This is a genomic window from Streptacidiphilus jeojiensis (genome assembly GCF_042510965.1).
Lineage (GTDB): Bacteria > Actinomycetota > Actinomycetes > Streptomycetales > Streptomycetaceae > Streptacidiphilus > Streptacidiphilus jeojiensis.
In genome coordinates this window covers 22,631-40,824 of sequence record NZ_JBEUKS010000013.1, presented here as the reverse complement: position 1 = coordinate 40,824, position 18,194 = coordinate 22,631, and the positions used below count along the sequence as shown (strand labels likewise).

The window sequence follows — 18,194 nt, the reverse complement described above, 5'->3', positions numbered from 1 at the left end:
GACGGCCACCGCGCGGCGGTCGGGCTCCGGCGCTCGGCGGTCAGGCCGCGGCGGAGTCCGCCGCCACGCGGTAGCTGCGGCCGTCGGTGCTGCGGGTGAGCAGCCCGGCGTCGACGAGGTAGCGGCGGAGCGCGGAGGGGTCGTCCCAGTACTGCCGGAGGGCGATGTTCACCTCGGGCTCGCCGTAGCCGACGCCGGGTTCGAAGGCGCGGCGGGTGAGGTACTCCAGCAGCGCCTGACGTCGGGCCGGGCGGGTCGGCATGGTCGTGAGCCGTCCGTCCTTGAACAGCTGCGCCGTCGCCTCGTCGGCATCGTCGGCGGCCGTGGCCGCAGGTGCCGGGCGCAGCGCTTCGCCGAAGGCGTCCGCGCGGGCCACGGCCCTGGTCCCGTCCTCGCTCAGCTCAGCCAGCCCGGCCTGCAGCAGGCGCCCGAGCTGCTTGGCCGTCGCCGGGTCCTCGGCGCGCAGCGCCTCGGGGTCCAGCCCGGCCGAACCGGCCAGGACCAGCCGGGCGTGCAGCCGCAGCCGGGCGGGATCCGACAGGGCGGAGGCGAGCGGGGCGAGAGCGGCGAGCTGGGTCATGGAATCGTCCTTAAACAAGTGGTGACCTGCTCACGCTAGGCGGGTCGGTCGCCGGGAGGCCAGCGAATTTCCCGAGGCGTCCGAGCGGGGGCGATCCGGGGCCGATGTGGAACCGCCGGGAGCGGTAGGACATCCTTCTGCTCACAGATCGGCCGCCGACAGGCGGTGGGAGTGGAAACGGGGGACGTCATGGGCGATGGAGTGGGAGCCTTCGGGCTTGCGTTCGGATTCTTCGGGCTGTTGTTCGCGCTGGTCGGGATCGCGCTGGGGGTGAGCCTCGTCAGGCGAGCGGTCACGCAGCAGCGGGCTCTCACCTACGGGATACCCGCCGAGGCCCGCTGCCTGGACACCTATCTCACCAGGGACTCGGAGGGCAGCAGCACCCGGCATGTGATCCTGGGCTTCACCACCCGGGAGGGACAGGCGGTCCGGTTCGAGCCGATGGGTGCGCCGCGGATGATGGTGGCCGGGGACTTCGTCACGGTTCGCTACCTCCCGGAGAACCCGGAGAAGGCCGCTGTCGTCGGCTCGGGTGGTGCCGGTGCCATGGTCGGTCTGGTGATCGGGCTGGTCGTCAGCACCATCTTCACGGTGGCCGGGCTGGCCTTCGCGGCCGGCGGATTCGGGTTCGGCTTCTTCGCCATGAACGTGACCGCGGGGCCGTGACCGAGCGCACCGACTGACCCGCTGCGCGGAGGTTGCACCTGGCCAGGGGCGCGGGGAACTGCGCGACAAGCCGCCCGCGGTCCGCGGATGACGTCAGGGCGCCACCAGGCCCTGCGCCCAGCGCATGTCCGGCTTGCCGGTCGGGGTGCGCTGCACCTCGGGGACCAGGTGCAGCCTGCGCGGGACCTTGTAGCCGGCCAGATGGGCCCGGCAGTGGTCCTGGAGCTGCTGGAGCGTCAGTTCCTCGGTTCCCGGCCTGGGTTGGACCAGGGCGACCACGGTCTCGCCCCAGCGCTCGTCCGCGGCGCCGACCACCACGGTGTCGTACACGGCGGGGTGGCCCTTGATCACCGACTCGACCTCCTCCGGGAAGATCTTCTCCCCGCCCGAGTTGATGCAGGACGAGCCGCGTCCCAGCAGGGTGATCCGGCCGTCCTCCTCGCGCACCGCCCAGTCTCCGGGGACGGCGTAGCGGGTCCCGTCGGCCGCGGTGCGGAACACCTCGGCGCTCTTCACCGGGTCGCCGAGGTAGCGGAGCGGGACGTTGCCGCGGCGGGCCAGCCGGCCGACCACCCCGGCCGGCAGCGGGTTCAGGTCGTCGTCCAGCACCTCGGAGTCGCGGATCGCGGTGGTGGTGACACCGGCCTGGTCGCCGGAGCCGCCCCGGTACTGGCTGATGCCTCCGGCGCCGCCCTCCGAGGAGCCGATGGCGTCGCTCAGATAGAGGTTGGGGAAGCGGTCCAGGAAGCGCTGCTTCACCGGGGCGGAGAACAGGGCCGCGCTGCTGACCAGGCCGAACATGGAGCCGAGGTCGTAGCCGGCGTCCGCCGCGTCCAGGGTCTCGATCAGCGGGCGACCCATCGCGTCGCCGGTGATCATGACGAGGTTGATCTTCTCCGACTCGGTCAGCTGCCAGACCCGGGCCGGGTCGAAACGGTCCAGCAGGACCGCCCGGTTGCCGCGGAACAGCTGCTGCATCAGGCCCCACTGGGTGGCGCCGTGCATCAGCGGGGCGATCGGGAAGAAGGTGAGCTGGTTGTCGTAGGCGGTGGTGACGATCTCCTCCGGCGTCGCCATCCGGTGGCCGTTGGTGACGTCGATGCCGCCGCCCAGGGCGAAGAAGACGTCCTCCTGGCGCCAGACCACGCCCTTGGGCAGGCCGGTGGTCCCGCCCGTGAACAGCAGGTAGTGGTCGTCGCCGGAGCGCGGGGCGAAGTCGCGCTCGGGGGAGCCTGAGGCCATCGCCTTCTCGAACGGGACCGTCGGCAGCGCCTCGGCTCGGCCGTCCCCGTCCCCGTCGTCGATCAGCAGCAGATGGCGCAGGCTCGGCAGACCCGGGAGCACCGCGGCCACCTGGGGTGCGAACCGCTCGTGGAAGATCATCGCCACCGGCTCGGCCATGGCCAGCAGATAGCTCAGCTCGTCGGCGACGTAGCGGTAGTTGACGTTGACGCAGACGGCACGGATCTTGCAGATCGCGAGCAGCGACTCCACCCACTCGGCCCGGTTCAGCGCATAGACGCCGACCCGGTCGCCGGGGCCGACCCCCGACTCCTGGAGGTGGTGGGCCAGGCGGTTGGCGCGCTCGTCGAGTTCGGCGAAGGTGCGCCGCTGCACCCCCGGCCCGTCGGCGCGGGCGCAGGTGATCGCCTCGCGCCCGGGGAAGTGGTCAACCGCTTGCTCGAACAGATCGGCCAGGTTGAATTCCATGCGCGGAGAGTAGGAGCCGCAGGTGGAGAACTCCAGAGCGGTGACGCCCTTGCCCGTACCTCTTGCGGCCCCTGGACATAGACTGCAACCTGTTCTAGATCTGACGGTGTGTCAAAAGTGATGCATCACAAGCGGAGGGCACCGGCATGACCGGCACTGAACACCTCAGCACGGAGCGGCACGGGGCCACTCTGGTGCTCACCCTGAACCGGCCCGAGGCCAAGAACGCGCTCTCGATCCCGATGCTGGTCGGACTGCACGACGCCTGGCTGGAGGCCGACGCCGACGACGGGATCCGCTCGGTCGTGCTGACCGGCGCGGGGGGCGCGTTCTGCGCGGGCATGGACCTCAAGGCCCTGGCACGCGGCGGGTTCGGCGATGACGACGATCCGTACCGGGCTCGCCTCAAGGCCGACCCTGACCTGCACTGGAAGGCGATGCTGCGGCACTACCGCCCGCGCAAGCCGGTGATCGCTGCCGTCGAGGGCGTCTGCGTGGCCGGCGGGACCGAGATCCTGCAGGCCACCGACATCCGGGTGGCTGCCGAGTCGGCGACCTTCGGCCTGTTCGAGGTGCGCCGCGGCCTGTTCCCGATCGGCGGTTCCACGGTCCGGCTGCAGCACCAGATTCCGCGCACCCATGCGCTGGAGATGCTGCTCACCGGCCGCCGCTATACCGCGGCCGAGGCCCGTGACATCGGGCTGATCGGCAGCGTCGTCCCGGACGGCACCGCGCTCAAGCGCGCCCTGGAGCTGGCCGAGGCCGTCAACGAGGCGGCGCCGCTGGCCGTCGAGGCCGTCAAGCGCTCGGTCTACGAGACCGCGGACCTCGGCGAGGAGGCCGGACTGGCCCGGGAACTGGAGATCGGCTGGCCGATCTTCGCCACCGAGGACGCCAAGGAGGGCCCCCGGGCCTTCGCCGAGCACCGCGCCCCCGTCTACCGCCGCCACTGAGGAGAGGCACCGCCATGTCCGACGTGCAGAAGTCCGACGTGCAGATATCCGACGTGCAGATATCCGACGTGAAGCAGGCGGACGTGCTCAGCGCTCCGCTGGTCGTCGAGTTCCCCTTCACCCGTTCCACCGGCCCGGTCATCGGGGCCTTCCTCACCGGGCTGCGCGAACGCGTGGTCCTGGGCATCCGCGGCTCCGACGGCCGGGTGCTGTGCCCGCCCGCCGAGTACGACCCGGTCACCGCCGAGGAGTTGGACCAGCTGGTGGCCCTCGACGGCACCGGCACGGTGACCACCTGGGCCTGGAACCACAACCCCCGCCCGTACCAGCCGCTGGACCGTCCCTTCGCCTGGGCGCTGGTGCGGCTGGACGGCGCCGACACCGCACTGCTGCACGCCCTGGACGCGCCGCCGCCGGACAGCGGCGACCCGCGCGCCGTCCGCACCGGGCTGCGGGTGACCGTCCGCTGGGCCGAGCAGCGGACCGGGGCGATCACCGACATCGCCTGCTTCGAGCCGCTTCCCACAACGACCGCAGAGGAGGGCCAGGCATGAACGCGGCAGAGCTGCTCGCCACCGTCCCCGCGCTGGCCGGGGCGGAACCCGTCACCAGGGTCACCATCCCGGCCAGGCTCGACTACACCTACAGCCCGGGCTCCGCCCAGACCCGCTTCCTGAAGGCGCTCACCGAGCAGCGACTGCTCGGCGAACGCTGCCCCTCCTGCACCCGTGTCTACATTCCGGCCCGTGGCGTCTGCCCCACCTGCGGCATCGTCACCAACGAGCAGATCGAGCTGCCGCATATCGGCACCGTCACCACCTTCTGCATCGTCAACATCGCAGCCAAGGGGCTGGATGTCGAAGTCCCGTACTGCTACGCCTATGTCCTGCTGGACGGCGCGCATGTCGGACTGCACGCCAGGATCGGCGGCATTCCGCACGACCAGGTGCACGTCGGCCAGCGGGTCGAACCCGTCTGGCGCGAACCCGCGGCCCGCTCGGACCAGCCCAGCCTCGCCGCCATCAGCCATTTCCGCCCCACCGGCGACCCCGACGCCGACCCCGAGAGCTACCGGAGGTGGATGTAGTGACGAGCATTCAGGGCGCTGAGGCCGGCGCTGAGGCGGGTCAGGGCAGCCGGCGCGACGTGGCCGTCGTCGCCTTCGCCCAGACCGTGCACCGGCGCAGCCCCGACCGGCTCTCCGAGGTCGAGCTGGTGCTCCCGGTCCTCCAGGACGTACTCAAGCAGACGGGACTGACAACCGACCGGATCGGCTTCACCTGCTCCGGCAGCAGCGACTACCTGGCCGGCCGGGCCTTCTCCTTCACCATGGCGCTGGACGGGGTGGGCGCCTGGCCGCCGATCTCCGAGTCCCACGTGGAGATGGACGGCGCCTGGGCGCTGTACGAGGCCTGGGTGAAGCTGCGCACCGGGCAGGCCGACACCGCCCTGGTCTACTCCTACGGCAAGTCCTCGCCGGGCAGCGTCCGCGATGTGCTCACCCGTCAGCTCGACCCCTACACCCTGGCCCCGCTGTGGCCGGACGCCATCGCGCTGGCCGCGCTGCAGACCCAGGCCGCGATCGACGCCGGGCTCACCGACGAGCGGGCGCTGGCCGCCACCGCGGTCCGCTCCCGGCGCGCCGCCGAGGCCAATCCGCACGCGCAGCTGCGGGGCAGCGCCGACGTCGGGGAACTGCTGGAGCAGCCCTACGAGGTGCGGCCGCTGCGGCGCCACGACTGCCCGCCGGTCAGCGACGGGGCGGTCGCGGTGATCCTGGCGGTCGGCGACACCGCCAGGGCGCTGCATCCGCGTCCGGCCTGGATCCGCGGCATCGACCACCGGATCGAGGCGCACCAGCCCGGGGTGCGCGACCTCACCGAGTCGCCGTCCACCCGGCTCGCCGCCGCGCGGGCCGGGGCCTTCGACGCCCCGGTCGACACCGCCGAGCTGCATGCGCCGTTCAGCGTCCAGGAGCTGATCCTGCGTCGGGCACTGGACCTGTCCGACGCCACCGAGGTCAATCCGTCCGGCGGCGCGCTGGCCGCCAACCCGGTGATGGCCGCCGGATTGATCCGGATCGGTGAGGCCGCCGCCCGGATCCACCGCGGCGAGTCCCGCCGGGCCCTGGCCCACGCCACCTCGGGGCCCTGCCTGCAGCAGAACCTGGTGGCCGTACTGGAGGGGGAGCAGTCATGAGCAGGGCAACCGGTCAGGAGCCCGTCGCCGTCGTCGGCATCGGCCAGACCAAGCACGTGGCGGCCCGCCAGGACGTGTCCATCGCCGGACTGGTCCGCGAGGCCGCCGTGCGCGCCCTCGAGGACGCCGAGCTGACCTGGGCGGACATCGACGCCGTGGTCATCGGCAAGGCCCCGGACTTCTTCGAGGGCGTGATGATGCCCGAGCTGTACCTCGCCGACGCGCTGGGCGCGGTCGGCAAGCCGATGCTGCGGGTACACACTGCGGGCTCGGTCGGCGGCTCGACCGCGCTGGTGGCCGCGAACCTGGTCGCGGCCAGGGTGCACGGCACCGTGCTCACGGTGGCGTTCGAGAAGCAGTCCGAGTCCAACGCGATGTGGGGGCTGTCCCTGCCGGTCCCGTTCCAGGCCCCGCTGACCGCGGGCGCCGGCGGCTTCTTCGCCCCCCATGTCCGCGCCTACATGCGCCGGACCGGGGCCCCGGACCACATCGGCTCGCTGGTCGCCTTCAAGGACCGGCGCAACGCCCTGAAGAACCCCTACGCCCACCTGCACGAGAAGGACCTGACGCTGGAGAAGGTCCGTTCGGCGCCCATGCTCTGGGACCCGATCCGCTACTCGGAGACCTGCCCCTCCTCGGACGGCGCCTGCGCCATGGTGCTCACCGGCGTGCAGGGTGCGGCCCGCGCCCCCCGGCGCCCGGCCTGGATGCACGGCGGGGCGATGCGCAGCGAGCCCACCATCTTCGCCGGCAAGGACTACGTCAGCCCGCAGGCCGGCCGGGACTGCGCCGCGGACACCTACCACCAGGCCGGGGTGGTCGACCCGCGCCGGCAGATCGACGTGGTGGAGATGTACGTCCCGTTCTCCTGGTACGAGCCGATGTGGCTGGAGAACCTGGGCTTCGCCGACCAGGGCGAGGGCTGGAAGCTGGTGGAGGCGGAGGTCACCGAGATGGACGGCGACCTGCCGGTCAACCCGTCCGGCGGGGTGCTCTCCAGCAACCCGATCGGCGCCTCCGGCATGATCCGCTTCGCCGAGGCCGCACTCCAGGTGCGCGGCGCGGCCGGCGAGCACCAGATCGACGGCGCCAGGCTGGCGCTCGGTCATGCCTACGGCGGCGGCGCCCAGTTCTTCTCCATGTGGCTGGTCGGGAGCGAGCGTCCGGACAGCTGATCGAATCCCTTGCCGCACGCCGCCGGGAAAGGGACCAATCCGCACGAGTGGATCGCGTCAAAGGCCTCCTCCCGGCCCGTCGCCGGAAGTTACAGTGGCATCACGAGACGGGAGGATCACGACGTGGCAAGCGACTCATTCTTTGGTGACAGTGCGGGTGCGGGCATCCTCACCCAGCGCAGTCCGCTCGATGAGGGATCCGACGGGAAGAAGCCGCAGCTCGACCTGGGCGAGGCCGAGTGGATGTCCGGCAGCAACGGGGTCGGCGATGTCCAGATCGCTTTTGTGGAGGGCTACATCGCCATGCGGGACGGGCGGAGCCCGGACGGCCCCGCGTTGATCTTCACCCCGGCCGAGTGGCGGGCCTTCGTCCTGGGCGCACGCGACGGTGAGTTCGACCTGACCTGAAGCAGTGACCCTGACATCAGTGACCCTGAGGCAGTGACCCCGAGTCAGTGACAGGGATGCGCCGCGCCGACCACCCCCACGGGGCCGACGCGGCGCATCCTTTTGGTCCGTGCCTCGCACACCCCCACGCGGCGAAGCGGACGGACCCGTCCACGGAACCACCGCCGTCTCGGCATGTGGTCAGGACCCGCGGACGTGCTCGGTGGGAACCGGATCGGCCCGGTACCGCCGAATCACCGGTGGTACCAGGCGAATGCCACACGCTGCAGGTCGACACCGTCCCGGTGGACACGTCGTACTGCTCTCCCCATGTCGCCGACCGTAATCGGAACGTGATGGGCTCGTCAACTGCCGCCCGAGAACACGGGATGAACGGAACGTTGCCCGCCGTCACAGCCTGCAACCCGGGTCCGGAGGGCATCGGTCGGGTGCGGACGGGTGACCGTCGGCACAGGTCCGGAGGCCACGTACGATATCCCCATGGCTTTCCTCCGCCGCCGTTCCGGCACACCGGCAGGTCCGGACTTCGACGTTCTCGCGATGGACCCGGGCGACTGGCCCGGTGACTTCGGGGCGGCCCTGCTCGCCGACCCGGAGGACGGCAGCTGCCAGGGGATCTTCCTCCGCTACGACCTGCTCGGCGGCCGGGGCCCGTCCATGCTGATCGGCAATCTGTGCGAGGGCTCGCCGGCCCGGGAGCCCGAGGACGGCGTTCCCTTCGAGGTCCGCCAGCTGTTCGCGGCCATCGGCAACGACGAGCCGGTCGGCGTGGTCGAGATCGAGGACTTCCCGGTGATGCTCGGGGACGACCTGCTGATCGTGAAGAAGGTCAAGCTCTCGGAGAGCCGCTGCTCCTGCGTGCAGTTCGGGCGCAGCGACGGCATCCAGGTGACCGTGGCGACCTGGGACCGCCCGATCACCGACGATCTGTACAAGCTGCTCAAGCCACTCCCCGCGGCGATGTTCCAGGCATGACCGTGCCCCGGCGGCCGATGCTGACCCGGCGCAGGTACCTCGACCTGCTCCGGCTCGCCGGCGCCGTCTGTCGCTGAACCGACCGTCCCGGCCCCGCCGGTACGTCGCGTTCGTTCCGGAAGTCCAGTAACCGACAGGCAGCACTCGCCGCACGGAGGCCAGCGTGACCACCGCAGCCAGACAGTCGACCCCCGGCGGAATCCCCGCGCCGGCCGGACCCGTCGGCCCCGGCCGGGGGGACGCCGCGGCCGGGAACCCCGCGCTGGCCCAGGCCTTCGCCGGACTGCCGCGCGTGGTGGACCTGCTCGCCGCCCGCGCCGAGGAGCACGACCGCGACGCCGGCTTCCCCTACCAGGGCATCGAGGTGGTGCACGACGCCGGGCTGCTGATGCTGACCGTGGCCGAACGCCACGGCGGCCCCGGCGCCGGCCTCGCCGACACGGTGCGGGTGCTGACCGAGCTCGGCCGGGGCGACCCCGCAGTGGCCCTGGTCACCGCGTTCACCCTGCTGGTCCACGCCCGGCAGGCCCGTACCTCGCCCTGGCCCGAGCCGGTCTACGCCGACCTGCTCGCCGACTCGGTGCGCGGCCCCGCCCTGGTCGGGGTGCTCGGCCCGGGCGGGGTGCTCGGCCGCGGCGGCGCCGACGACGCCGCGCGCAGCGCCGGGACGGTCGGCGTGACCGCCCGCCGCGGCGAGGACGGCTGGCTGTTGACGGGCTGTGAGCCCGGGGTCGCCGGGGCCGAGGCCCTCGCCTGGATGGTGGTCACCGCACGCACCGAGGGCGAGCAGCCCGGCGAAGGCGTCTTCCTGGTCCAGGGCGACACCCCGGGCGTGCAGGTCGAGCCGACCTGGGACCAGCTCGGGCTGCGGGCGACCGCCAGCCACGACGTCGTCTTCGAGGCCGCGGAGGTCGGCGACGACGCGGTGGTGCGCCTCGGCGCCGGTGGCGCGGACGACGACCCGCTGGACCGCGCCTGGACCGACCTGGCCCTGCCCGCCGTCTACCTGGGGGTCGCCCGCGCGGCCCGCAGTTGGCTGGTCCGCGCGCTGCGCCCGGTGCTGGTCGACGGCGACGGCCAGCTGCAGGCCGCGGTCGGCTCCATCGAGGTCGAACTGACGGCCGCCGAGGAACTGCTGTTCGCCCTGGCGCGCGGGGTCGACGAGGGGGCGCCCGACGCGCCGCTGCGCACCGCCGCCGGCCGGATCGTCGCCACCCGCGCGGCGGTGTCCGTGGTCGAGCAGGCCGTGGCCCTCAGCGGCGGCGCCGGCCTGAGCCGGGCCCACCCGCTGGAGCGGCACTTCCGCGATGTGCTGCACGCCAGGGGCCACGGACGGCGCGAGCACGAGCTGCTGGCCGAGGCCGGCCGGCAGGCGCTGCGCGGCCGCTGACGCCGCCTCAGCGGGTCCCCGCTGGGCAGGTCGTCCCCGCTCGGCGGGCCGTCCGGGCTCAGCGGGTCCCCACCGCGGCCCGGACCGCGCGCCGCGCCAGCGCCGCGTCCTCGTGCAGTCGGCGGATCAGTATCCGCTGCTCCTCGCCGGCCCCGGGCACGTCGTGCATCCGCAGCTCCCGCATCAGCACCAGGATCAGGTTCACCAGGAAGGCGTCCCTGGGCAGCGTCCCGGAGGACTGCGCCACCTGGCTGATCTGCCGCCGCGCCGCGGTGTCCCCGGATAGCACGGTCCACAGCACCGCCAGGTCGTAGCCGGGCAGGTACCAGCCGGCCTGCTCCCAGTCGACCAGCACCGGGCCCGAGGGCGCCAGCAGCACGTTGGTGAGCAGCGCGTCCCCGTGGCAGAACTGCGGCGCGGTGTGCGCCAGTCCGTGCAGCAGGTGCTGCAGGTCGCCCGCGTCCCGGTCGGTCAGCAGGCCCAGGGCGTGGTAGCGGGCGATCTCGCGGGGGTAGTCCAGCGGCGCCTGGAAGGAGCCGGCCGGCGGCCGCCAGAGGTTGAGCGAGCGCACCGCGCCGAGGATCGCCCGGACCTCGCCCGGCGAGGGCGTGTTGCAGGGGTGCCGCTCGTAGGCGGCGGGCCGGCCCGGTACCCGTTCCATCAGCAGCACGCAGCGGTCCGAGTCGGCCGCGACCAGCTTGGGCAGCCGGGCCGGCGGGCGGTGCCGGACGAAGGTGCGGTAGGCGGCGACCTCGTGCCGCAGCAGTTCCGCGGCCTCCCGCCCGGACCTGGTGGCCTCGCGTCCGGCGGGGGTGGGGGTCAGGCACTTGGCGACCACCGGGGTGCGCCCGGCGGTGCCGACCACCAGGACGTGCTGTTCGTCCTCCCGCAGCAGCTGCCGGGGGACGAAGGCGGGGCATATCCGCGTGATGCCGGCCAGCGCGGCGCGCAGCGCCGGTGACTGCTCGGCCGGGTTGTCCAGCCTCGGCGCTCCACCGGCGGCCGGACGGGGTGCCACCATGCGGCGCGGCCCGACGGGTGCCAGGGCGCGGTCACGGGTGCGTGGATCGGAGCCGATGGCCGGACGGTGGCGCGGCGGCTGGGTGACCCGGGTGGTGGTGGGCCCTACGGGGGCGGGGGAGATCGAGGGTGAGTACATGGGTGGTTCCGGGTCCCTTCCTGGCGGGCTGCCGCCGGCGGGCCGGACGGCCCACCGCGATCACTTCTGGTACCGGGACGTTGCGGGCGTTCCGGCACTGCGGGGCTGCTGCGGAGGAGCGGGGCGGCACGGGCGTCGGGCCCCGGACCGGGACCGCCGTGGACCGCGCACCCTGGGGAGTGCGTGGTCCCGATACGGTCCCTGCGCGGTGCACTTCCGTCCGCGCCACCCCTTGCGCCACTCCCTTGCTCCGCGGTCACCGGGGCAACTTCTGCCCGGTGGTCGCGGGGTTGGGGTGGCGCATGTCTACATGACACCCGCCGCCTCATGGCGCATCAGGTTGCGCACCCTGGCGAACCCTGGCGAATGCTCGCCTGGCACATGACGCCCGGATAGCCTCGAAAGTGCCGAGGAACCTGGGGGCTTGACGTGAGCAGAGGCACCAACACCCGATTCGCAGACCTGTTCGCCCTGACCGGATGGTCGAAGGGGGAACTGGCGCGACTGGTCAACCGGCGCGGCGCGGCGGCCGGACAGCAGCAGCTGTCCACCGACACCTCGCGGGTCCGGCGCTGGATCGAACGCGGGGAGATCCCGCGCGACCCGGTGCCGAGGGTGCTGGCGGCGCTGTTCACCGAGCGGCTCGGACGTGTTGTCACCACTGAGGACCTCGGGTTCCAGCGACAGCGGCACACAGGTTCGGGCGGCGCGGCGCAGGCCGCGTCGGACGTCCCCTCCCCGTACCCGCAGCCGGAGCGCACAGCCGAGGACCTCACCGAGTTCACGGGAATGGACCTCATGCTCAACCGACGCGGAATGATGAGCGCGAGCACCGCGCTCCTGGCGGGAGCCGCCATCGCGGGCCCGCTCCACGACTGGATGGCCGGATCCGACTCGGCCGTGGCCGCCGACGGCCCCACCTCGGGCGCGATACTGCGCAGCCCGATGGCCGCGGCCCTGCCGGCCAGCGACTTCTACGAGGCGGGCCCGGTCGGCCTGGACGAGGTGGAGGCGCTGGAGTCCTCCGTCACGGTGTTCCGGGCCTGGGACGCCTCGCGCGGCGGCGGACTGCAGCGCAAGGCCGTGGTCGGCCAGCTCAACGAGGTCGGCGGGATGCTGACCTTCCATCACCCCGAGCCGCTGGCACGGCGGTTGTGGGCGGTGGCGGCCAACCTCTCGGTGCTGGCCGGCTGGATGTCGCACGATGTCGGCCTGGAGCCGACCGCGCAGCGCTACTTCGTGATGGCCGCCCGCTCGGCCCGGGAGGCCGGCGACAAGCCCAGGGCCGGCGAGGCGCTGTCCCGGGCCGCCCGGCAGATGGTGCACCTGAACCGCCCCGGCGACGCGCTGGACCTGATGCGGGTCGCCGAGACCGGCAGCGGCGAGCGCAACCTGCCCAGGACCAGGGCCATGCTGCGGACCGTGGAGGCCTGGGCGCACGCCTCGATGGGCCACTCGCAGGCCACCAGGCGCACCCTCGGCGAGGCCGAGGACCTCTTCGCCCAGGACCAGAACGACCCCGGCCCCAGCTGGCTGCAGTTCTTCGACCGCGCCGACCTGCACGGCATGGAGGCGCTGAGTTACCGCACCCTGGCCGCCCACGACCCCAGCGCCGCCCAACTGGCGCAGTACCACGCCAAGCAGGCGCTGGAACTGCGCGGCGAGGGCCGGGACCGCTCCAAACTGTTCGACTACCTCTCGATGGCCTCGGCCTGCTACATCGCCGACCGTCCCGAGGAGGCCACCTTCTACGCCAAGGAGGCGCTCGCCTCCACCCGGGAGATGTCCTCGCTGCGCACCTGGGACCGGCTGAAGGGGATGTACGAGCTGACCGGGCGCTACGAGCAGATCGACGACGTCAAGCAGCTGCGCGCGGAGATCCGCAAGGCCGTACCGGTGTCCGAGCGGAGCCGTCCGCAGTCGATCTAGCCGGGCCGGTGGCCCGGACGGTCGTCGAAAGCCCCATGTCAGCGTCGGTGTCAGCGTTCTCCCAGGTGCGTCCGGGCCTGGGAAAGGTGCAGAGGAAGGCACTCGAACGGTACGATTTCGTGCCTCCTGCGGGCGGGAACCGAGCATTCCCCGCCCCGCAGGGGACACGGCTGCTCCCCATAGCAGACCCGTACCGCTCAGTGCCAGACCCCCATTCACGAAATTCCTTTGCCACCAGGACCGCCGCACCGGATGCTGACCTCATGTTCGAGCCCGCGATAGCGCCCAGCGCCTCCCTTCTCGGCCTGCTTCAGCGGGGCCGGGGGGACGGCACCCTGCACGCTCTGGCGGCCGAGCGTTCCGACGCTCTCGCCGCCCTTGAGGAGTGCGTCACCAGCGACCCCCGCCGCGACTGGCAGGTCGAGAACCGCTCCCTCTACTACGCACGCCTGTTCATGGAGCTGGAGGCCCCGCTGCAGGGCCTCGAGGATCACCTCTTCTGCGCCGAGGACCTGCTAGACGACGAGGAGTCACGCACCGGGCTCACCCTCGCCGTGCTGGGCCGGCTGGCCGGCTACGGCCGGCACGAGGCCCTGCTGCTGCTGCGCCGCTACGCCGCCGCGGGCAGCAACTGGGCCTGGGCCCTGGACGAGCTGGCGGTACGGGAGGACGACGCCGCGCTGGCGGCCCTGGCCGAACCCGTACTGGCCCGCTTCCCCGAGGGCCCCGAGGGCGACGCCGCGCTGCGGGCCACCGTCCGCGACGCCTACGAGCCCCGGCCCTGGCACCTGTGGGCGCAGACCCACCCCAGAGTGGCCGCCGCCACCGAACAGGCCCCCTTCGACCTCTGGCAACGCCAGCTGGACCGGCCCGGCAACGCCCCCGCCTGGAGCACCCCGGCGGTACTGGCCTGGGCCGACGCCGCCTCCACCACCGGCCGGGGCGCCTCCCCCGAGCAGTTCGAACGCCGGGTGGGCGCCGCCGTCCGCTGCCTGGCCGCCGTGGCCGGGCCCGAGGACCGGCCGCTGCTCCGGCGGACCGCCCGCGAGGGCCAGGACGGCGCCCGCTGCGCGGCCCTGCGGCATCTGGCCGACCACGACGACGAGTCGGCGCCCGACCTGCTGGAACTGGCCGCCGCCGACCTCTCCCGGCAGACCGCCGACTACGCCCTCGGCACCCTGTGCCGGGTGCGCACCCCGCGCTTCCTGGCCCGGGCCCGGATCTGGGCCGCCGATCCGGAGGGCGGACCGCTGGCCGACGCCTCGGCCCGGCTGCTGGCCTGCGCCGGCGTGGCAGCCGACGCCCCGGCCGTGGTGGCCGCGCTGCACCGCTGGATCTACCGGCAGGGCGCCGACGGCGACGGACTGGCCGTCCTGGTGGAGGGCGTCGGGCGGCTGGCGGCCGCCACCGGGGTCACCGCCCTGCGCCATGTCTACGCCGAGACCAGCTGCTCGCAACTGCGCGGCAGCGCCGCGCGCAGTCTCGCCGCCGTCGATCCCTGCTTCCCGACCGGGGCCGCGGTCGAGTGCCTCTGGGACTGCGAGGAGACCACCCGCGAACTCGCCGCCCGCCATGTGTTCACCAAGGGTGACGGCCGGGTGCTGGACCGGCTGCGCCGGATGGCCGCCGATCCGGGCGAGGAGGCCGAGGTCCACGCCGCGGTGCGGGGCAGGCTCAGCGGCGGTTGACAGCGCCGCGGAGGGCCGGAGGGTGAGCGTTCGGTAGTCGTTCGTTCACTCGACAGATGGACGTGGCCGTGCGCACGCGTGGCGTCGGGATAACGCAGACATGCGTGTCGCCATCGTCACAGAATCCTTCCCGCCGGACATCAACGGCGTCGCCCACTCCGTCCTGCGCACCGCCGAGCACCTGCTCCGGCGCGGCCACCAGCCCCTGGTGATCGCGCCCGCCCCGGCCGTGCCGCTGTCCGCCCCCGACCCCTGCCCGGTGGTGCGCGTCCCCGCGCTCTCGCTGCCCGGCTACCCGCAGGTGCGGCTGGCCCTGCCCAGCCGCCGACTGGAGCAGCTGATAGCCGGGCACCGCCCCGACATCGTCCACCTGGCCAGCCCCTTCGTCCTCGGCGCCCGGGGCATGGCCGCCGCCGATCGGCTCGGCATCCCGGCCGTCGCCGTCTACCAGACCGACCTGGCCGGGTACGCCCGCGCCTACCGGGCCGGCAGCGGTCTCGGCGAGGCCGCCGCCTGGCGCCGGATCCGCGCCGTCCACTGCGCCGCCGCCCGCACCCTCGCCCCGTCCACCCCGGCCGCCCAGGACCTCACCGCCCACGGCGTGCCCCGGGTGCGGCTCTGGCCGCGCGGCGTGGACTCGGTGCGGTTCCACCCCCGCCACCGCGACCAGGCCCTGCACAGCGCCCTCGCCCCGAACGGCGAGGTGCTGGTCGGCTATGTCGGCCGGCTGGCCCCGGAGAAGCGGGTGGACCTGCTCAGCGGGGTCTGCGCGCTTCCGGGGGTCCGGCTGGTGGTGGTCGGGGAGGGGCCGAGCGAGCCGGCACTGCGCCAGGCGCTGCCCGGCGCCCTGTTCCTGGGGCGCCGCGAGGGCGACGAGCTGGCCGCCGTCTTCGCCTCGCTGGACGTGTTCGTCCACACCGGTCCGATGGAGACCTTCTGCCAGACCATCCAGGAGGCCATGGCCAGCGGCGTCGCCGTGGTCGGGCCCGCCGTCGGCGGACCGCTGGACCTGGTGGCGCACCGCCGCACCGGCCTGCTGGTGCAGCCCAGGGACGTGCGCGCGGTCACCGAGGCCGTCGCCGCACTGGCCGCCGACCCGGAGCTGCGCGAGCGCTACGGCGCCCAGGCGCGCCGCGAGGTGGCCGGACGCACCTGGGAGTCGGTCGGCGACCAGCTGCTCGACCACTACCAGCAGGTGCTGACCCCGGCAGCCGCCGCCGTACCGGTCGCAGCCGCCGCGGCAGCCGCGGCAGCCACGACGGCCGCAGCTCCCGCCGTGCTCGGCACGGTCCCGGACCGGGGCGGGGTGGCGGCATGAGCCTGCGGATCGTACGCCTCGCCAACTTCGTCACCCCGGTCTCCGGCGGCCTGCGCACCGCGCTGCACCACCTGGGCGCGGGCTACCTCGCCGCCGGGCACCGTCCGGTGCTGGTGGTCCCCGGCCCCGCGCACCGGGACGAGGAGACCGACCAGGGCCGGGTGATCACCCTGCCCGGGCGCCGGGTCCCGGGCATGGGCGGCTACCGGGTGCTGCTCGACCGGCCCGCCCTGGCCGACCTGCTGTCGGTGCTCCGCCCGGACCGGCTGGAGGTCTCCGACCGCACCACGCTGCGCTGGACCGGCGGCTGGGCCGGCCGGCACGGCGTGCCGGCCGCGATGGTCTCCCACGAGAGCCTGGACGGGGTGCTGCGGGCCTGGGGCCTGGGGGAGTCCGCGGCCCGCCGCACCGCCGACCGGCTGAACCGGGGGACCGCCCGCGACTACAGCGCCGTCATCTGCACCACCGCCTGGGCCGCCGCCGAGTTCCACCGCATCGGCGCCCGCAACGTGGTCCGCGCCCCCCTGGGCGTCGACCTGGAACGCTGCCACCCCCGGCAGCGCAACGCGGCCGCGCGCAACCACTACGCCCGCCCCGGCGAGGTGCTGCTGGTGCTGTGCTCGCGGCTCTCCACCGAGAAGCGGCCGGAACGGGCCCTGGACGCCGTCGCCGAACTGCGCCGCCGCGGGGTGCCCGCGGTGCTGGTGGTGGCGGGGGAGGGCCCGTTGCGGGCGCGGATGGAGGCACGGGTCAGGGCCGAACGGCTGCCGGTGCGGCTGGTCGGCCACATCGGCTCCGCGGACGCCCTGGCGGCCCTGCTGGCCAGCGCCGACGCGGTGCTGGCACCGGGACCGATCGAGACCTTCGGGCTGGCCGCCCTGGAGGCCCTGGCCTGCGGCACCCCGGTGGTGGTCAGCGCCTCCTCCGCGCTGCCGCAGATCGTCGGCGACGCCGGCCAGACCGCGGCCGACACCGGCCCCGGTTTCGCCGACGCCGTGCAGCGGCTGCTGGCCGGTACCGAGTCCGACCGGCGCCAGCGGGCCCGGGCCCGGGCCGAGCAGTACGGCTGGGACCGGGCCGTGGCCGGGTTCCTCGCCGCCCACCGGATACCCCAGCACGTCCAAGGAGTCATGGCATGACGCTGCTCAGGGTCGCCGCGCTCGGCGACTCACTCACCGAAGGCCTCGGCGACCCCGCCCCCGGCGGCGGCTGGCGCGGCTGGGCCGCCCTGCTCGCGGCCGGCCTGGCCCCGCTGGCCGAGGCCGTGGACCTGCACAACCTCGCCGTGAGCGGGGCCAGGGCCGCGGACGTGGCCCGGACCCAGCTTCCCACCGCCCTGGCGCACCGACCGCACCTCGCCTCCGTCCTGGTCGGTGCCAACGACACCCTGCGCGCCAGCTACGACATCGACTCGGTCACCACCGACCTGGACGCCGTCATGGCCGAACTCAGCGCCGGCGGCACCGTGCTGCTCACCGCCTGCCTGCCCGATCCCGGCCGACTGCTGCGCCTCCCCGGCCCGCTCGCCCGTCCACTGGCGCGCCGGATGCACAGCGTGAACGAGGTGGTGCACGCCCTGAGCGAGCGCTATGCCGCCGTCCACGTCCACGCGGCCGAGGCCGACTGGATCGACGACCCCCGGATGTGGAGCGTGGACCGACTGCACCCCAGCGAGCGCGGCCACCGCGCGCTGGCCCGCGAGTTCCACACCGTGCTGGCGGCGAACGGTACGGCGGCCGGCCCCGCCCCGACGCCGGAGCCCGAGTGCGCCGCGCCGAGCCGGGCCGCCCAGACCTGGTGGATGGCCACCAAGGGCACCCGCTGGGTCGCCGAACGCTGCACCGACCTGCTCCCGGACCTGCTCCGGCTGGCCGCGGCCGAGGCCAGGCAGCGCGACCCCCGGGCCCTGGACCTGGCCGCCGCCCGGCACACCGCCGCAGCCCTGGCCGCCGTCTGCGGCTCCGGCTCCGGCCCGGTCTCCGGTTTCGAACGGGAGGCCCTGCGCGCCGTCAGCTGATCACTCCGTCCGATCACCCCGTCCGAT

16 protein-coding genes and 1 pseudogene are annotated in these 18,194 nt (G+C 73.8%); 14 read left to right on the top strand and 3 right to left on the bottom strand.

Going from position 1 to position 18,194, the window contains the following annotated elements; translation table 11 throughout:
• Positions 1–40: 40 nt before the first annotated feature.
• Positions 41–580 carry a DUF2087 domain-containing protein gene (locus ABUW04_RS30455; protein WP_380567681.1) on the bottom strand — a complete coding sequence of 180 codons (540 nt, stop codon included), beginning with the start codon at positions 578–580 and terminating at the stop codon, positions 41–43.
• A gap of 189 nt (positions 581–769) precedes the next feature.
• On the opposite strand from ABUW04_RS30455, the gene ABUW04_RS30450 reads away from it, so the two are divergent.
• Positions 770–1,246: a DUF3592 domain-containing protein gene (locus tag ABUW04_RS30450; protein WP_380567680.1), complete on the top strand. Its 477-nt coding sequence runs from the start codon at positions 770–772 to the stop codon at positions 1,244–1,246.
• Positions 1,247–1,339: 93 nt separating this feature from the next.
• Here the strand turns inward: ABUW04_RS30450 and ABUW04_RS30445 are convergent, their stop codons facing one another.
• Entirely contained in the window at positions 1,340–2,956 is a 1,617-nt protein-coding gene (locus tag ABUW04_RS30445; protein ID WP_380567679.1) for an acyl-CoA synthetase, read from the bottom strand.
• A gap of 146 nt (positions 2,957–3,102) precedes the next feature.
• On the opposite strand from ABUW04_RS30445, the gene ABUW04_RS30440 reads away from it, so the two are divergent.
• The 8 genes and pseudogenes from ABUW04_RS30440 (at position 3,103) to ABUW04_RS30405 (ending at position 10,056) form a co-directional block, all read left to right on the top strand.
• Entirely contained in the window at positions 3,103–3,909 is an 807-nt protein-coding gene (locus ABUW04_RS30440; RefSeq protein WP_380567678.1) for a crotonase/enoyl-CoA hydratase family protein, read from the top strand.
• 68 nt (positions 3,910–3,977) lie between these two features.
• Positions 3,978–4,996: pseudogene (locus ABUW04_RS30435) on the top strand (Zn-ribbon domain-containing OB-fold protein).
• Positions 4,996–6,108: a thiolase domain-containing protein gene (locus ABUW04_RS30430; protein WP_380567677.1), complete on the top strand. Its 1,113-nt coding sequence runs from the start codon at positions 4,996–4,998 to the stop codon at positions 6,106–6,108. The pseudogene ABUW04_RS30435 and the gene ABUW04_RS30430 overlap by 1 nt, the downstream one beginning before the upstream one ends.
• Positions 6,105–7,283 carry a thiolase domain-containing protein gene (locus tag ABUW04_RS30425; protein WP_380567676.1) on the top strand — a complete coding sequence of 393 codons (1,179 nt, stop codon included), beginning with the start codon at positions 6,105–6,107 and terminating at the stop codon, positions 7,281–7,283. Before ABUW04_RS30430 ends, ABUW04_RS30425 begins: the two co-directional genes overlap by 4 nt.
• Before the next feature lie 165 nt (positions 7,284–7,448).
• Complete coding sequence (locus ABUW04_RS30420; protein ID WP_030256223.1) at positions 7,449–7,691, top strand: DUF397 domain-containing protein; 243 nt, start codon at positions 7,449–7,451, stop codon at positions 7,689–7,691.
• A gap of 480 nt (positions 7,692–8,171) precedes the next feature.
• On the top strand, positions 8,172–8,666 hold the full coding sequence (locus tag ABUW04_RS30415) for a hypothetical protein (RefSeq protein ID WP_030256225.1): 495 nt from the start codon (positions 8,172–8,174) through the stop codon (positions 8,664–8,666).
• Entirely contained in the window at positions 8,663–8,743 is an 81-nt protein-coding gene (locus tag ABUW04_RS30410; protein ID WP_380523336.1) for a putative leader peptide, read from the top strand. Before ABUW04_RS30415 ends, ABUW04_RS30410 begins: the two co-directional genes overlap by 4 nt.
• An 86-nt stretch (positions 8,744–8,829) precedes the next feature.
• Complete coding sequence (locus ABUW04_RS30405; RefSeq protein WP_380567675.1) at positions 8,830–10,056, top strand: acyl-CoA dehydrogenase family protein; 1,227 nt, start codon at positions 8,830–8,832, stop codon at positions 10,054–10,056.
• A gap of 58 nt (positions 10,057–10,114) precedes the next feature.
• Here the strand turns inward: ABUW04_RS30405 and ABUW04_RS30400 are convergent, their stop codons facing one another.
• Positions 10,115–11,215 (bottom strand): aminoglycoside phosphotransferase family protein, encoded by a 1,101-nt coding sequence (locus ABUW04_RS30400; RefSeq protein WP_380567673.1) that lies wholly within the window; start codon positions 11,213–11,215, stop codon positions 10,115–10,117.
• A 429-nt stretch (positions 11,216–11,644) separates the two neighbouring features.
• On the opposite strand from ABUW04_RS30400, the gene ABUW04_RS30395 reads away from it, so the two are divergent.
• The 5 genes from ABUW04_RS30395 to ABUW04_RS30375 all read left to right on the top strand — a co-directional run bounded on the left by ABUW04_RS30395 (position 11,645) and on the right by ABUW04_RS30375 (position 18,167).
• Positions 11,645–13,144, top strand: a complete 1,500-nt coding sequence (locus ABUW04_RS30395; protein ID WP_030256234.1) for a DNA-binding protein NsdB — start codon at positions 11,645–11,647, stop codon at positions 13,142–13,144.
• 263 nt (positions 13,145–13,407) lie between these two features.
• On the top strand, positions 13,408–14,832 hold the full coding sequence (locus ABUW04_RS30390; protein ID WP_380567671.1) for a HEAT repeat domain-containing protein: 1,425 nt from the start codon (positions 13,408–13,410) through the stop codon (positions 14,830–14,832).
• A 100-nt stretch (positions 14,833–14,932) separates the two neighbouring features.
• Positions 14,933–16,150, top strand: a complete 1,218-nt coding sequence (locus ABUW04_RS30385) for a glycosyltransferase family 4 protein (protein ID WP_380567669.1) — start codon at positions 14,933–14,935, stop codon at positions 16,148–16,150.
• Positions 16,147–17,289, top strand: coding sequence for a glycosyltransferase (locus ABUW04_RS30380; RefSeq protein WP_380567668.1), 1,143 nt, complete (start codon positions 16,147–16,149; stop codon positions 17,287–17,289). The genes ABUW04_RS30385 and ABUW04_RS30380 overlap by 4 nt, the downstream gene beginning before the upstream one ends.
• Positions 17,286–18,167, top strand: a complete 882-nt coding sequence (locus tag ABUW04_RS30375; protein ID WP_380567666.1) for an SGNH/GDSL hydrolase family protein — start codon at positions 17,286–17,288, stop codon at positions 18,165–18,167. Before ABUW04_RS30380 ends, ABUW04_RS30375 begins: the two co-directional genes overlap by 4 nt.
• The last annotated feature ends 27 nt before the right edge of the window (positions 18,168–18,194 follow it).

Coding starts and splice junctions, on each gene's coding strand:
- ABUW04_RS30455 (WP_380567681.1), bottom strand. CDS start 580: ATGACCCAGCTCGCCGCTCTCGCCCCGCTCGCCTCCGCCCTGTCGGAT.
- ABUW04_RS30450 (WP_380567680.1), top strand. CDS start 770: ATGGGCGATGGAGTGGGAGCCTTCGGGCTTGCGTTCGGATTCTTCGGG.
- ABUW04_RS30445 (WP_380567679.1), bottom strand. CDS start 2,956: ATGGAATTCAACCTGGCCGATCTGTTCGAGCAAGCGGTTGACCACTTC.
- ABUW04_RS30440 (WP_380567678.1), top strand. CDS start 3,103: ATGACCGGCACTGAACACCTCAGCACGGAGCGGCACGGGGCCACTCTG.
- ABUW04_RS30425 (WP_380567676.1), top strand. CDS start 6,105: ATGAGCAGGGCAACCGGTCAGGAGCCCGTCGCCGTCGTCGGCATCGGC.
- ABUW04_RS30415 (WP_030256225.1), top strand. CDS start 8,172: ATGGCTTTCCTCCGCCGCCGTTCCGGCACACCGGCAGGTCCGGACTTC.
- ABUW04_RS30410 (WP_380523336.1), top strand. CDS start 8,663: ATGACCGTGCCCCGGCGGCCGATGCTGACCCGGCGCAGGTACCTCGAC.
- ABUW04_RS30400 (WP_380567673.1), bottom strand. CDS start 11,215: ATGTACTCACCCTCGATCTCCCCCGCCCCCGTAGGGCCCACCACCACC.
- ABUW04_RS30390 (WP_380567671.1), top strand. CDS start 13,408: ATGTTCGAGCCCGCGATAGCGCCCAGCGCCTCCCTTCTCGGCCTGCTT.
- ABUW04_RS30385 (WP_380567669.1), top strand. CDS start 14,933: ATGCGTGTCGCCATCGTCACAGAATCCTTCCCGCCGGACATCAACGGC.
- ABUW04_RS30380 (WP_380567668.1), top strand. CDS start 16,147: ATGAGCCTGCGGATCGTACGCCTCGCCAACTTCGTCACCCCGGTCTCC.
- ABUW04_RS30375 (WP_380567666.1), top strand. CDS start 17,286: ATGACGCTGCTCAGGGTCGCCGCGCTCGGCGACTCACTCACCGAAGGC.